The following is a 13,903-nucleotide window of genomic DNA, read 5'->3' on the forward strand; positions in this document are numbered from 1 at the left end:
CGAAGATGTGCTTGGTCGTCGTGGCGGTGCTGTTTCGGAAAACAGAGGGCGGCATGGCCAAAGGGGGGCTCCCGTGGTCGCGGTCAGTGGGGCGGTGCGGCTGCCGGTCCGGAGATTTCCTTCTGGTGCCGTCGCTGCGGTTCGGGGGACTCAACCTTCGGGTTGGTGCGCCCACCGGTCCACGGGCTACCAGCGTAACAGCGCCGACAGGAGATGGCTTCCGGCCACGCTCCGCGCACAGGCCGACACGCCGTTCACGGTGCTCAGGACCGGGTCACCCACCCGGCAGATCCCGGTTGGCCGGAGCGGCACTCGGGACCCTTGGCAGCGTCGTATCCTCTTCGGACACTCGCTGCCGAGCCCGGCCGGCGAACGGCGCCACCCCCGTCCGTCCCCGTCGGAACACCATGAGCTCGTCAGTTCGTTGAGCAACGAACGTCTTGATTTCGATGAGCATCGTTGTACGACGACGCATGAAACGCACCCATGGATCACACTGGACAGTGATCCTTTGGGTCCCTTGACCGCTGAAGCGACCGCCTCCTCATGAGGCGACGTGGCCGTTCGACTGGAGTACTACGTGGCCGGGCGCATCGAAGACTACGCACTTATCGGAGACATGCAGACCGCCGCGCTGGTCTGCCGGGACGGCACGGTCGACTGGCTGTGCCTGCCCCGCTTCGACTCCCAAGCCGTCTTCGCGGGGCTGCTCGGCACCGAGGAACACGGGTTCTGGCGCATCGGCCCGGCCCACGGCGCCGACACCGGGCCGCCCGCGGCCTCCCGCCGGACCTACCGGGGCGACTCGCTGATCCTGGAGTCGGAGTGGGACACGTCGCGCGGCACGGTCCGCGTGACGGACTTCATGCCGCCCCGTGACGGTGCCCCGCAGATCATCCGGATCGTCGAGGGCGTCAGCGGCCGGGTGCCGATGCGCTCCGCGCTGCGGATGCGTTTCGCGTACGGGCGTGTCGTGCCGTGGGTGCACAAGCACGAGGGCCGCACCGTGGCGGTGGCGGGGCCCGACTCCGTGTGGTTCGACACGGACGTCGAGACCTACGGCGAGTCGCTGACGACGTACGCCGACTTCACCGTGGCACCGGGCGAGAAGGTCGCCTTCACGATCTCCTGGCAGGCCTCGCACAGGGAGCCGCCGCCGCTGCCGGAGCCGGAGCAGTCGCTGGAGGCCGCGCAGGACTTCTGGCGCGAGTGGGTGGAGCACTGCACGTACCACGGGCCGTACCGGGAGGCCGTGATCCGCTCCCTGATCACCCTCAAGGCCCTCACCTACGCCCCCACCGGCGGCATCGTCGCCGCGCCCACCACCTCCCTGCCGGAGCACATCGGCGGCGTCCGCAACTGGGACTACCGCTACACCTGGCTGCGGGACGCCGCCATCACCCTCTCCTCGCTGCTGCGCACCGGCTACCGTGAGGAGGCCCGCGCCTGGCGCGAGTGGCTGCTGCGGGCCGTCGCCGGCGACCCCGAGAACCTGCAGATCATGTACGGCATCGCGGGCGAGCGGGAGCTGGGCGAGGCCGAACTGGACTGGCTGCCGGGCTACGAGGACTCCGCGCCCGTACGCGTCGGCAACGGCGCCGCGCACCAGCTCCAGCTGGACGTGTACGGAGAGGTCACCGAGGCCCTGCACCTGGCCCACATGACGGGTCTCGCCCGCAACGACTACGCCTCGCTCCTCCAGCTCAAGCTGATCAGCTACCTGGAGAACCACTGGATGGAGCCGGACGAGGGCATCTGGGAGGTGCGCGGCCCGCGCCGCCACTTCGTGCACTCCAAGGTCATGGCCTGGGTGGCGGTCGACCGCACGATCAAGCTGATCGAGTCCGGCGACGCCGACGGACCGCTGGAGAAGTGGCGCGCGCTGCGCGACGACATCCACGCGGACGTCTGCGAGAAGGGCTACGACAAGGAGCGCAACACCTTCACCCAGTCCTACGGCTCCAAGGAGCTGGACGCCTCGTTGCTGCTCATCCCGCAGGTGGGCTTCCTGCCGCCGGACGACAAGCGGGTGATCGGCACCATCGAGGCGATCCAGCGCGAGCTGTCCACCCCGGACGGGTTCATCCTGCGCTACCCGACCTCCGGCACGGACGAGGGCGTGGACGGGCTGCCGGGCGACGAGGGCGCGTTCCTGGCGTGCTCGTTCTGGATGGCGGACGACCTGGCGATGATCGGCCGCGTGGACGAGGCCCGCAGGCTCTTCGAGAAGCTGCTGGCCCTCCGCAACGACCTGGGCCTCCTCGCCGAGGAGTGGGACCCGCGCCTGCAGCGCCAGGTCGGCAACTTCCCGCAGGCGTTCAGCCACGTGCCCCTCATCGACACGGCGCTGCGGCTGACGGCCTCCGGCGCGTACGGGGGCTGACACGGCGGCCCGGGCCACCGCCACGGGCCGCCCCGACGGCCCATGCCTAGGGAAGCGGCCTGGGCTGGGTCAGTTCGTCGTAGACGGCCAGCACCTGGGCCACCGTCTCGTCCTCGCTGGGCCAGGTGGCGGCCTGCCGCACTCCGCGCTCCTTGAGCGCATCGCGGCGGCGGGGGTCGGCCAGCAGGCGGACGACGGCCTCCGCGAGGGCCTCCGCGTCGCCGTGGGGAACCAGTTCCGCCGCGTCGCCCACGAGCTCCGGCACACCGGCGACGGCGGCCGCGACGAGCGGCACGCGCGCGTGGAGGGCCTCCTGGGCGAGGACGGACCGGGACTCCCAGCTGCTCGGCAGCAGTGCGACGTCGGCGGCGGCGATCAGCTCGGTGATGTCGTCGCGCCGTCCCACCAGCCGCACCGGCAGCGCCTCGTCCTCGATCCGCCGCTGCAGCGAGCTCCGCAGCGGCCCCTCCCCCGCGATCACGACCAGCGGCGCGGGGTCGAGTCCGCGCCAGATGCGCGCGGCGTCCAGCAGGGTCTCGTACCCCCGGTTCCGGTCGAGCGTGCCGACGGCCATGAGCAGCGGGCGGCCCGTCGCCCCGACCTCGGCCCGGGCCTTGGACCGCGCCGGGTCGGGGTCGTCCTCGGGCCTGCGCGGGGCGGGCAGGGCGACGGCTGCGAGCCGCGCGTCCCGGGCGCCCCGGCTGCGCGCCCGGTCGACGAGTTCGGAGGAGGTGCCGAGGACCACCGACGCGTTCCGGGCGACCCGCCGCTCCAGCAGCCGCAGCAGATGCCCCCGGGCGCCCTCGGCCTGGGAGCGCGTGTGCCAGGTCACCACGAACGGAACGGACCGCCCGCTCAGCGCGAGCGCGGCCCGGAAAGCGGCGTGCAGGCCGTGCGCGTGCACGAGGTCGGCACCCGCGCAGGCCGCCCGCAGCGCGGTCACGGCGGCGGGGTCACTGCTGCGCGGCACCGGGACGTGCACGGCACCGACGCCGCTGAAGTCGTACGTCCGGTTCACCTCACCGGGAGCGCACACGGTGACCCGCACGCCCCGGGCGACCAGGCCCTCGGCCAGCGACCGCACATGCGTACTACTGGCCACGCTGCCCCCGCCGAGCACCTGCACGGTGCGCAGCGGCGACCGGCCGTGCGGTGAGTGGCTGCTCACGTGGCTCACGTGGCCGGGGCTCCTGGTTCGGCGTCGAGCGGTCACGAAGAAACGTACAGAAGGTACGCGCGGAGGGGGTGGACCGCGCCAGGCGCTTCCGCGTGGTACGTCGTACCACCGTCAAGGATGCCAGGCCGTGGGCGGGTTCCGGCACCGCCGCGGCCCCGGTCCCCCGCAGTCAGGGGCAACGCGCCGAGCGGCATCACCCGCACGAGTGATGCCGCACGTCGTCGTCCCACCAGGTGCCGTGGGCGGACGGACCGCCCGCCGGCGCTACGCGTCCGCCCGGGCCGTGGCCAGCAGTTCCTCCGCGTGCGCCCGGGCCGTCTCGGAGTCCTCCTGGCCGGCGAGCATCCGGGACAGTTCGCGGACGCGGTCCTCGCCCTCCAGCACCTTCACGCCGGACCGGGTCACCGATCCGTCGTTCGTCTTCTCCACCAGCAGCTGCCGGTCGGCGAAGGCGGCCACCTGCGGCAGATGCGTCACCACCACGACCTGCGCGGACTTCGCGAGCTTGGCGAGCCGCCGGCCGATCTCCACCGCGGCCTTGCCGCCGACGCCGGCGTCGACCTCGTCGAAGAGGTACGTCGGCACGGGATCGGTGCCCGCGAACACGACCTCCACCGCGAGCATCACCCGGGACAGCTCACCGCCGGACGCGCCCTTGGCGATGGGCCGGGGCGGCGCCCCCGGGTGCGGGGCCAGCAACAGCTCGACCTCGTCCACACCGGAGGGCCCGTACGACACGGTGCGTCCGTCGACCTCCACGCCCTCCGGGTCCTCGGTCTGCCGGATCGCGAACGACACGCGCGCGTGGGGCATCGCCAGCGACGCCAGCTCGGCGGTCACGGCGGCCGCGAACCGCTCGGCGGCCTCCGCGCGGGCCTCCGTCAGCGCCTGCGCGAGGCCGCCCAGTTCGGCCCGCAGCGCGTCCCGTTCGGCGGTGAGCTCCTCGATGCGCTCGTCGTCGCCCTCCAGCTCGGTCAGCCGCGCGGCACTCGTCTCGGCCCACGCGAGGACCGCGGTGACGTCCTCCCCGTACTTCCGGGTCAGCGCGTTCAGCGCCGCCCGCCGCTCCTCGACCGCCGCGAGCCGCAGCGGGTCGGCGTCCAGGTCGTCGGCGTACCCGGCCAGTTCGCCCGCCACGTCGCCCAGCAGGATGCCGATCTCCCCGATCCGCGAGGCGAGCGCCGCGAGGGCGGGGTCGTGGGACCGTACGGCCTCCAGGGCCCGGTGCGCGCCCGCCACCAGCGCCGTGGCGTCGATGCCCTCGGGATCCTCGATGTCGCCGGCGAGTGCCGCGTGCGCGGCCGCCGCGGCCGACGCCAGCGCCTCCGCGTGCCCCAGCCGCTCGGCCTCCGCCGCCAGCTCCGCGTCCTCACCCGGCCGCGGCTCGACCGCCGCGATCTCGTCGAGCCCGAACCGCAGCAGGTCGGCCTCCTGGGCGCGTTCCCGCGCGCGGGTGGTGATCTCGTCCAGCTCGGCGGAGACGGCCCGCAGCCGGCGGTAGGCGCCCGCGTACTTGGCGAGCGGCACGGCGACCGCGTCGCCCGCGTACCGGTCGAGCGCCTGCCGCTGCCGGCTCAGCTTGAGCAGCCCTTGCTGGTCGGTCTGCCCGTGCACGGCCACCAGCTCGTCGGCGAGCTCCGCGAGCACTCCCACGGGCACGGAGCGCCCGCCGAGGTGCGCCCGCGAGCGCCCTTCGGCGGAAACGGTACGGCTGATCAGCAGCGCCCCGTCGTCGAGCTCGGCCCCGGCCTCCTCGGCCCGTACGACGGCCGAGGCGTCCGCGGGGACGGCGATCCGCCCCTCCACGACCGCGTTCTTCGCGCCGATCCGTACGAGCGCCGGGTCGGCGCGCCCGCCGAGCAGCAGCCCGAGACTGGTGACGACCATGGTCTTGCCCGCGCCCGTCTCGCCCGTGACGGCGGTGAAGCCGGGCGACAGCTCGACCACCGCGTCGTCGATGACTCCGAGCGACCGTATCCGCATCTCCTCCAACACGTCACCGACGATACGAGGTTTTCCCGGCCGGACGCGACGCAGCCCCTTCGCCGGAGAGGAAGGCGCTGGTCGGCGAGGTGCCGCGACCGGCGGGCGGGAACGGCCGCGTTGACTAGTGGGGCGCTCCCCGCCATCCCGAGACGGGCAGCGCGAACTTCGCCACCAGCCGGTCCGTGAACGAGGCGTGGTGCAGCCGGGCCAGCCGCACCGGAACGGCGCCCTTGCGCACTTCCACGCGCGCCCCCGGCGGCAGCTCCACGGTCCGCCGCCCGTCGCACCACAGCACGCCCGGCGGCACGTGCGGCAGCACCTCCACCGCCAGCACCGAGTCCGGCGAGGTCACGAGCGGCTTGGCGAACAGCGCGTGCGCGCTGATCGGCACCATGAGCAGCGCCTCCACCTCCGGCCACACCACGGGTCCGCCCGCGGAAAAGGCGTACGCGGTCGATCCGGTGGGGGTGGCGCACACGATCCCGTCACAGCCGAACCCGGTCACCGGCCGCCCGTCGATCTCCAGGACGACCTCGAGGAGCTTCTCCGCGGACACCTTCTGCACGGCGGCCTCGTTGAGCGCCCAGTCGGTGTGCACGATGTCGCCGTTGCGGTGCACGACGACGTCGACGGTCATCCGCTCCTCGACCTCGTACGTGCGCGTCACCACCCGGTCCACGACCTTGTCGAGGTCGTCGCGCTCGGCCTCCGCGAGGAAGCCGACGCGGCCGAGGTTGACGCCGAGCATCGGCACCCCGGAGGCGCGGGCGAACTCGGCGCCGCGCAGCAGCGTGCCGTCCCCGCCCAGCACGATCAGCAGCTCGCATCCGTCGAGGCACTGCGGTGTGGCCTCCGCGACGAGGTCCACCGTGTCCGGCAGCGGCAGGTCGCGCGCCTCCGCCTCCAGGACGCGTACGCCTATCCCGCACTGCAGCAGCCCCCGGACCACCAGTTCGGCGCTCCGGATGGCGGCCGGCCGGCCCGTGTGGGCCAGCAGGAACACCGTACGGGTCTGGGTCTGGGTCACTGCGGGCCCTCCGTCACTGCTCGGTCGACGTCGGCCGGGTCCAGCGGGGGTGCCCCGGCACGCAACCACAGAAAGTACTCGACGTTGCCCGAGGGCCCGGGCAGCGGACTGGCCGTCACCCCGCTTGCCCCCAGGCCCAGTTCCGCGGCCCGTGCGGCCACGCCCCGCACGGCCTCGGCCCGCAGCTGCGGGCTGCGCACGACACCGCCGCTGCCCAGCCGTTCCCTGCCCACCTCGAACTGGGGCTTGACCATCATCACCAGGTCGGCGTCCGGCTTCGCGCACCGCGCCAGGGCGGGCAGCACCAGTCCGAGCGGGATGAAGGACAGATCCCCCACAACAAGATCCACCGGCTCCCCGTCGATCGCTTCGAGCGTCAACTCGCGCACGTTCGTACGGTCCTTGACGGTCACGCGTTCATCGCTCTGCAGCGACCAGGCGAGTTGTCCGTATCCGACGTCGACGGCGACGACGTGCGCGGCGCCCGCCCTGAGCAGGACGTCGGTGAAGCCGCCGGTGGACGCGCCGGCGTCCAGCGCCCGCCGCCCCTCGACCCGCAGTCCGCGCGGCACGAAGGCCTCCAGCGCGCCCGCGAGCTTGTGCCCGCCCCGCGAGACGTAGTCGGGGTCGCTGTCGTCCTGTGCGACCACGATGGCGGCCGCGGTCTCGACCTGCGTGGCGGACTTGGTCGCCACGGTCCTGCCGACGGTCACGCGCCCCGCGGCGATCAGCTGGCCGGCGTGCTCCCGCGAGCGGGCGAGCTTGCGGCGGACCAGTTCGGCGTCGAGGCGGCGGCGTGCCACTCCTGCCACGTTCGGTTCAGCTCCTGAAGTCGTGCGGTCGCGGGGACTGAGGAGCAGCCCCCGGGCGGGCGTCGAGCGCGGTGAGCGCGTCGCGCAGCCCCCTGTGTACATCCTCGTACACCGCGATGTGTCCGTCCGTGGCGAGGTGGTCCGCGTCGGCGAGTCGGCGGAGCCGGTCGTCCACCTCGGCGTTCCCGGTCGGGCCCCGCTCCACACCCAGCGGGGCGGGGGCGGCGGGCCCGTCCCCGCCTCCGGCTCCGGTTCCGGCCGGAACCTCCGCCTCCGCCGCGCCGGCGGACAGCCCGGACCCCGGTTCGCCCTCGGGCGGGGGGAGGTGGACCTCGGCCACAGAGTCGTTCATGCCCCGACGCTACCCCGAAGCGCTGCGGTACCGTCGATCGCGATGGCCACGATCGAGGAGTGCCGCGCCGCACTCGAGAAGCTCTCGGACAATCTGGCGGGCGCCGAAGGGAACGTGCGCACCGCCGCCGCGCTCGACCGCTCGCTGAGCTGCCGCATCACCGACCTGGACATCACCTTCGTCGGCCGCCTGAGGGGCGGCCGGATCGAGGTGATGGACACGATCGACGGGCAGCCGCGCGAGAAGGCCGACATCCGGCTCGCGATGACCGGGGACGACCTGGTCGCGCTGGTCGACGGCGAACTGAACTTCGCGAAGGCTTGGGGCTCGGGCCGGGTACGGCTCGAGGCGGGCGTCCGCGATCTGTTCCGGCTCAGGAAGCTCATGTAGCCGGTCCGCGCCCCGCCCGGGGCGCCCTCGTCCGGCACGTCCAGCAATCGTCCGCCCGACAGCCGACAGGCCTCTCCGCCGCGAGAGGCCTCTCTTTCGGCTTCGGCTTCGGCGGACTGCCTTCGGCTTCGGCGACCTCCCTCAGCAGGCTTCAGGAAGCCTTCGCGACCGGCAGCCGGGTCCGCGCCTGCCGCGCGGCAGGCACCACCAGCGGCGTACCCGTCTCCGGGTCGTCGATGACCTGACAGCGCAGCCCGAAGACCTCCTCGACCAGCTCCGCCGTGACGATGTCCGAGGGCGCGCCCTCGGCGATCACCTCGCCGCCGCGCAGGGCGATGAGGTGGGTGGCGTACCGGGCGGCGTGGTTGAGGTCGTGCAGCACCGCGACCAGCGTCCGCCCCCGCTCCTCGTGGAGCTCGGCGCACAGGTCGAGCACATCGATCTGGTGCTGGATGTCCAGGTACGTCGTCGGCTCGTCCAGGAGCAGCAACGGCGTCTGCTGGGCGAGGGCCATGGCGATCCACACGCGCTGCCGCTGCCCGCCGGAGAGCTCGTCCACGTACCGCTCCGCCAGCTCGGCGACCCCGGTGGACTCCATCGACTCCCTCACGATCCGCTCGTCCTCGGCCGACCACTGCCGCAGCAGCCCCTGATGCGGGTACCGGCCGCGTCCGACCAGGTCGCCCACGGTGATCCCGTCGGGCGCGACGGACGACTGGGGCAGCAGGCCCAGCGTGCGCGCGACCTTCTTCGCGGGCATCGAATGGATGACCTGCCCGTCGAGCAGCACCCGGCCCTCGGAGGGCTTCAGCATCCGCGACAGGGCGCGCAGCAGCGTGGATTTGCCGCAGGCGTTGGGGCCGACGATGACGGTGAAGGAGTTGTCGGGTATCTCCACCGACAGCTGCTCGGCGATGACGCGCTGGTCGTAGGCGAGGGTGACGTTCTCTGCGGTCAGGCGGTTCACAGTGCTCCCCGTGTCCGTCGTGCTGTTCCTGGTGTGCGGCGTTGGTCACCGTGTGCTGCCGGGAAACCGCCGACGATCACCTAGTTAGGTAAGCCTACCCTCCGGTCGGTACCGTCCCTTCCCCGAGCCGCCCGCGATGCGGCGCGAATCCTCGGTGACTCCCCACGAATCGGCCATTCTCCTGCCTGCCGGTGCCCGGCCCGCGGCCGCCCGGCCCGGCGATGCCCGGGGAGTCCAACCCTCCTCACAGCCAGCCGGCCGGCCCGGGCCTTCTGGAGCCGGTCCCGCTCGAAGCCGACCGACTCGCAGCCCGCCGGCACGACAACCCGCCGCTACCGGACGCCCCGTCGTCACCGGCAACCGTCGTCTTCGGCGGCGTCGTCTTCGGCGGCGTCGTCACCGCAACCGCCGGTTCACAGCCCCAACCGCGCCAGCGCCTTCCCCCCGTCCAGTCCGCACGTGCCCTCGCCCGCCGTCGTCCAGGCCGCCGCGCACAGCGCCCGCAGCCCGTCGAGGGCGGCACCCTCACCCTCCAGCTCCAACCGGTCCTCCGCGGCCGTCGCCGTCCAGCCCCCGCAGCGGAACCCCTCGCCGGCCTCGACGACCTCCGGCTGGCCGGTGAGCAGTCCCCGCAGATCGGCGTCGACGTACGTCGGCCGGTGTTCCGGACGCGCGGCCAGCAGCTGCGCCCCGTCGGTGACCCCGGTCAGCACCAGCAGGGAGTCCACCCCGCCGTTGAACGCCCCCTCGATGTCCGTGTCCAGCCGGTCCCCGACCACGAGCGGACGCCGCGCGCCCGTGCGCAGGATCGTCTCCCGGTGCATCGGGGGCAGCGGCTTCCCCGCGACCTGCGGCTCGGCACCGGTGGCGATCCGTACGACCTCGACCGCGGCACCGTTGCCCGGGGCGATCCCGCGCGCGCTGGGAATCGTCAGGTCGGTGTTCGAGGCGAACCAGGCCACCCCGCGCGAGACGGCGTACGCGGCCTCGGCGAACCGTCCCCACGGCAGCTCGGGCCCGCCGTACCCCTGCACCACCGCCACCGGATCGTCGTCGGCCGACTCCACGGGCTCGAGGCCGCGCTCCCGCAGCGCCACCCGCAGTCCCTCACCACCGATCACCAGCACCCGCGCCCCCGCGGGCACCTGCTCGGCGACGAGCCGGGCCACGGCCTGCGCCGACGTGATCACGTCATCCGCCTCGGCCGGCACCCCCAGCTCCGTGAGGTGGGCCGCCACGGCGTCCGGCGTCCGCAGCGCGTTGTTGGTCACGTACGCGAGACGCATGCCGCGCTCACGGGCGGTGCCGAGCGACTCGACCGCATGGGAGATCGCGTTACCGCCCGCGTACACCACGCCGTCCAGGTCGAGCAGCGCGGTGTCATAGGCCTCGTGCAGAGGCCCCGCACTGCCCTCGGGGCTCCTCCTGACGGTCTGGCTCATTGCGTATCTCTCCTCGGTCGAATCCCTTTCCCCCGATCATCCCGCATGCCACTGACACACTTACGATGCCCTAATGAGCGAAGCAGGTCAGGCGGAGGAGAACCCGGAACGGAGCGGCCTCGAACTGTTCCCGTTCAGAGGTGTGCGCTACGACCCCGACCGGGTCGGCAGCCTGGCCGCGGTGACCTCCCCGCCGTACGACGTGATCGTGCGACCGGACGGGCTGCTCCACCTGGAGTCCGCCGACCCGTACAACATCGTGCGGCTGATCCTGCCCCAGGCCACCACTTCCACGGCCCGCAACGAACAGGCGGCCGCCACGCTCCACCGCTGGCTGGGCGAGGGAGTCCTGGTCGCCGACACGGAACCGGGCCTGTACGTGTACGAGCAGCGCCACGACGACATGCTGCAGCGGGGCATCATCGGCGCCCTGCGGCTGTCGGACGCCTCCGAGGGCCTGGTCCTCCCGCACGAGGACGTGATGCCGCACATCGTCGCGGACCGCGCGGACCTGATGCGTGCCACCCGCGCCAATCTCGAACCACTGCTGCTGACCTACCGCGGCAACGGCTCCCGGACCGGCGCGGGCGCCGTCGTCGAGCGCACCGCCGAGCGTCCCCCGCTCCTCGCCACGACCACGGAGGACGGCTACAGCCACCGCCTGTGGGCGGTGACGGATCCGGCCGATCTCCGCGCGGTCCAGTCGGACCTCGCGCATCAGCAGGTCCTCATCGCCGACGGCCACCACCGCTGGGCGACCTATCTGCGTCTCCGCACGGAGCACCCCTCCCCCGGCCCCTGGGACCACGGTCTGGTGCTCCTGGTCGACACGGCCCGCTACCCCTTGCGCGTCCGCGCGATCCACCGGCTTCTGCACAAGATGCCCGTACCGGCGGCGCTGGCCGCCGCCGCGGAGCACTTCCGCATACGCCGCCTGGACGTCCCGCTGCCGGAGGCGCTGAACGCGCTGGCCGACGCGGCCGGGACCGGCAACGCCTTCCTCCTCGCCGGCGACGGCGCCTTCCATCTCCTCGACCGGCCGGACCCGGCTCTCCTGGCCCGTACGGTGCCCGCCGACCGCCCGCCGGCGTGGCGCACCCTGGACGCCACGGTCCTGCACGCCGCGCTCCTGGACCACGTCTGGGGCGTCCCCGAGGACTCGCCGGAGCACATCGCGTACATCCACGACACGGCGGCCACCGTGGAGAAGGCCGAACGTGACGGCGGGACCGCGGTCCTGCTGCATCCCGTCCGCGAGGACGTCGTACGCGATCTGGCCCGGCAGGGCGTCACCATGCCCCGCAAGTCGACGTCGTTCGGTCCGAAACCGGCGTCGGGTCTGGTCCTGAGGACCCTGGAACTCCGAGAACGACTCTGAACGAACGAGAGGGCGGACCCGGTAGCGGGTCCGCCCTCTCTCACACCCGGCCGTGGCCGTCAGTCGTCGCCGTCGCTCCGCCGACGCGCGTCGACGTCGACCTCGGCGTCGTCCTGGTCCTCGTCCTCGTCCTCGTCCTCGGCAGCGGTACCGGTGGCGAGCCGGGGCTCGTCCTGGTCGTCCTGGCCGTCCCCGTCGAGGGCGTCGACGAACTCGATACCGTCCAGCTCGGCGAGCCGGTCGGAGGCGTCGGTGCTGCCGTCCCGGTCGGCCTCGACGGCCTTGGCGAACCACTCGCGCGCCTCACTCCGCCGCTGCGCGGCGAGGAGGGCGTCGGCGTACGCGTAACGCAGGCGCGCGGTCCACGGCTGCACGGAGTTCGAGGCGAGTTCGGGGCTCTGCAGGGTCACGATGGCCGCGTCGAGCTGCCCCATGTCCCGCCGGGCGCCGGCCGCCACGAGCCGCATCTCGACCTGCCCGGCCTTGTCCAGCTTGTGCACCTCGGGCGCCCCGGCCATGTCCAGCGCCTTCTCCGGCCGTCCCAGACCACGCTCACAGTCGGCCATCACCGGCCACAGGTCGGTGTTCCCGGTCATGCGCCGCGCGGCCCGGAACTCGGCGAGGGCCTCGCCGTACTTCTGGTTGGCGTACGCGGCGAACCCGGCTGCCTCCCGTACGGCGGCGACGCGCGAGGCCAGGCGCAGGGCCACCCTGGAGTAGCCGTACGCGCCCTCGGGGTCCTCGTCGATGAGCCTGGCGACCATCACCAGGTTGCGGGCGACGTCCTCGGCGAGCGTCTTCGGCAGGCTCTGGAGCTCCTGCCGTACGTCCTTGTCGATCTCCTCCCCCGTGACGTCCTCGGGAATGGGCAGCCGCTTGATCGGCTCCCGGTCCCGATCCCGCTCCTCGCGGAAACGCCCACCAGCGCCACGCCGGGCGTCGTCCCGCCCACGGAAGCCTCCGGGCCGGCCGCCACGGTCGTCGCGACCTCCACGCCCCCGGAACCCGCCGCGGTCGCCCCGGTCGCCCCGGTCACCCCGGTCGTCCCGGCGGAACCCGCCGCGCCCCGGCCGGTCCCCGCGGTCGTCACGTCGGAACCCACCCCGCTCACCGTCGCGACGGTCATCGCGCCGGTCATCGCGCCGGTCATCCCTACGGTCGTCGCGACGGTCGAAGCGCTCGCGGGAACCACCGCGGTCGTCATGCCGCCGAAAGCCACTGCGTTCACCACGGTCACCGCGGTCGCCCCGGTCGTCACGGCGGAAGTCCCGGTCACGGTCGTCGCGTCGGAAACCACGGTCGCGATCGTCCCTACGGAAGTCCCTGTCACGATCGCGGTCACGATCGTCACGACGGAACCCACCCCGGTCACGGTCGTCGCGACGGAAACCGCCCCGGTCACCACGATCACCACGGTCGTCGCGCCGGAAACCGCCCCGGTCACCACGATCACCACGGTCATCGCGACGGAAACCGCCCCGGTCATCACGATCGTCGCGGCGGTACGCGGGACGACCACCACGATCGTTCTCACGTCGGTCATCGCGCCCATCGCGACGGTCATCGCGGCGGCCGTAACCGCCGCGGCTCTCCTCGCGCCGGAAACCACCCCGGTCGCTGTCCCGACGGTCGTCCCGCCGGCCGTAACCGCCGTAACCACCACGGTCGTTGTCCCGGCGCGGGCCGCCGCGGTATCCGCCTCGGTCACCGCGGTCACCCCCGTCCCGGCGGCGCTGGTCGCGCTCCGGTCGCCCTTCAGGAGAGTTGGTGGACATCGGTGACTCCTGTCTTCGGTACCGCAGTAGTTCTCGCGCAGCCGGGTACCCGACGCGCTATTCGGAAAAACAAAAAGGACCCTTGGTCCCAGCTGAACGCTGGGACCAAGGGTCCTACAAAAATTGTTCGGCGGCGTCCTACTCTCCCACAGGGTCCCCCCTGCAGTACCATCGGCGCTGTAAGGCTTAGCTTCCGGGTTCGGAATGTAACCGG

11 protein-coding genes and 1 rRNA gene are annotated in these 13,903 nt (G+C 72.9%); 3 read left to right on the plus strand and 9 right to left on the minus strand.

The features are described 5' to 3' along the window. Positions 1 to 580: 580 nt before the first annotated feature. Positions 581 to 2,383 carry a glycoside hydrolase family 15 protein gene (locus IEZ04_RS34085; protein WP_189220887.1) on the plus strand — a complete coding sequence of 601 codons (1,803 nt, stop codon included), beginning with the start codon at positions 581 to 583 and terminating at the stop codon, positions 2,381 to 2,383. A gap of 46 nt (positions 2,384 to 2,429) precedes the next feature. Here IEZ04_RS34085 and IEZ04_RS34090 read toward each other — a convergent pair whose 3' ends face one another. The 5 genes from IEZ04_RS34090 to IEZ04_RS34110 form a co-directional block, all read right to left on the minus strand. Continuing rightward, positions 2,430 to 3,560 (minus strand): glycosyltransferase family 4 protein, encoded by a 1,131-nt coding sequence (locus IEZ04_RS34090; protein ID WP_189220878.1) that lies wholly within the window; start codon positions 3,558 to 3,560, stop codon positions 2,430 to 2,432. Between the two features lie 264 nt (positions 3,561 to 3,824). Then, positions 3,825 to 5,543: a DNA repair protein RecN gene (gene recN / locus IEZ04_RS34095; protein WP_189220888.1), complete on the minus strand. Its 1,719-nt coding sequence runs from the start codon at positions 5,541 to 5,543 to the stop codon at positions 3,825 to 3,827. Positions 5,544 to 5,667: 124 nt separating this feature from the next. Then, entirely contained in the window at positions 5,668 to 6,573 is a 906-nt protein-coding gene (locus IEZ04_RS34100) for an NAD kinase (RefSeq protein ID WP_189220879.1), read from the minus strand. Then, positions 6,570 to 7,385, minus strand: a complete 816-nt coding sequence (locus IEZ04_RS34105; protein ID WP_189220880.1) for a TlyA family RNA methyltransferase — start codon at positions 7,383 to 7,385, stop codon at positions 6,570 to 6,572. Before IEZ04_RS34105 ends, IEZ04_RS34100 begins: the two co-directional genes overlap by 4 nt. Before the next feature lie 7 nt (positions 7,386 to 7,392). Beyond that, positions 7,393 to 7,737: a hypothetical protein gene (locus IEZ04_RS34110; RefSeq protein ID WP_189220881.1), complete on the minus strand. Its 345-nt coding sequence runs from the start codon at positions 7,735 to 7,737 to the stop codon at positions 7,393 to 7,395. Positions 7,738 to 7,779: 42 nt separating this feature from the next. Between IEZ04_RS34110 and IEZ04_RS34115 the strand changes: the two genes are divergently transcribed. After that, entirely contained in the window at positions 7,780 to 8,127 is a 348-nt protein-coding gene (locus IEZ04_RS34115) for an SCP2 sterol-binding domain-containing protein (protein WP_189220882.1), read from the plus strand. A 151-nt stretch (positions 8,128 to 8,278) separates the two neighbouring features. Here the strand turns inward: IEZ04_RS34115 and IEZ04_RS34120 are convergent, their stop codons facing one another. Together IEZ04_RS34120 and IEZ04_RS34125 are read right to left on the minus strand one after the other, a co-directional pair. Further along, positions 8,279 to 9,094 (minus strand): ABC transporter ATP-binding protein, encoded by an 816-nt coding sequence (locus tag IEZ04_RS34120; RefSeq protein WP_189220883.1) that lies wholly within the window; start codon positions 9,092 to 9,094, stop codon positions 8,279 to 8,281. Between the two features lie 413 nt (positions 9,095 to 9,507). Next, positions 9,508 to 10,536: an HAD-IIA family hydrolase gene (locus tag IEZ04_RS34125; protein WP_189220884.1), complete on the minus strand. Its 1,029-nt coding sequence runs from the start codon at positions 10,534 to 10,536 to the stop codon at positions 9,508 to 9,510. Between the two features lie 73 nt (positions 10,537 to 10,609). On the opposite strand from IEZ04_RS34125, the gene IEZ04_RS34130 reads away from it, so the two are divergent. Beyond that, the gene (locus tag IEZ04_RS34130; RefSeq protein WP_189220885.1) at positions 10,610 to 11,914 is read left to right on the plus strand and encodes a DUF1015 family protein; all 1,305 of its coding nucleotides are present in this window, start codon (positions 10,610 to 10,612) and stop codon (positions 11,912 to 11,914) included. Positions 11,915 to 11,973: 59 nt separating this feature from the next. Here IEZ04_RS34130 and IEZ04_RS34510 read toward each other — a convergent pair whose 3' ends face one another. After that, positions 11,974 to 12,786 (minus strand): tetratricopeptide repeat protein, encoded by an 813-nt coding sequence (locus IEZ04_RS34510; RefSeq protein ID WP_194523913.1) that lies wholly within the window; start codon positions 12,784 to 12,786, stop codon positions 11,974 to 11,976. 1,028 nt (positions 12,787 to 13,814) lie between these two features. Next, positions 13,815 to 13,903, minus strand: a 5S ribosomal RNA gene (gene rrf, locus IEZ04_RS34140); the annotation flags it as partial.

The sequence above is a fragment of the Streptomyces ruber genome, assembly GCF_014648075.1.
Lineage (GTDB): Bacteria > Actinomycetota > Actinomycetes > Streptomycetales > Streptomycetaceae > Streptomyces > Streptomyces ruber.

Bases quoted from the DNA above. Each gene is read 5' to 3' on its own strand.
- IEZ04_RS34125 (WP_189220884.1), bottom strand. From the start codon at position 10,536: ATGAGCCAGACCGTCAGGAGGAGCCCCGAGGGCAGTGCGGGGCCTCTG.
- IEZ04_RS34115 (WP_189220882.1), top strand. From the start codon at position 7,780: ATGGCCACGATCGAGGAGTGCCGCGCCGCACTCGAGAAGCTCTCGGAC.
- recN (WP_189220888.1), bottom strand. From the start codon at position 5,543: ATGCGGATACGGTCGCTCGGAGTCATCGACGACGCGGTGGTCGAGCTG.
- IEZ04_RS34130 (WP_189220885.1), top strand. From the start codon at position 10,610: ATGAGCGAAGCAGGTCAGGCGGAGGAGAACCCGGAACGGAGCGGCCTC.
- IEZ04_RS34110 (WP_189220881.1), bottom strand. From the start codon at position 7,737: ATGAACGACTCTGTGGCCGAGGTCCACCTCCCCCCGCCCGAGGGCGAA.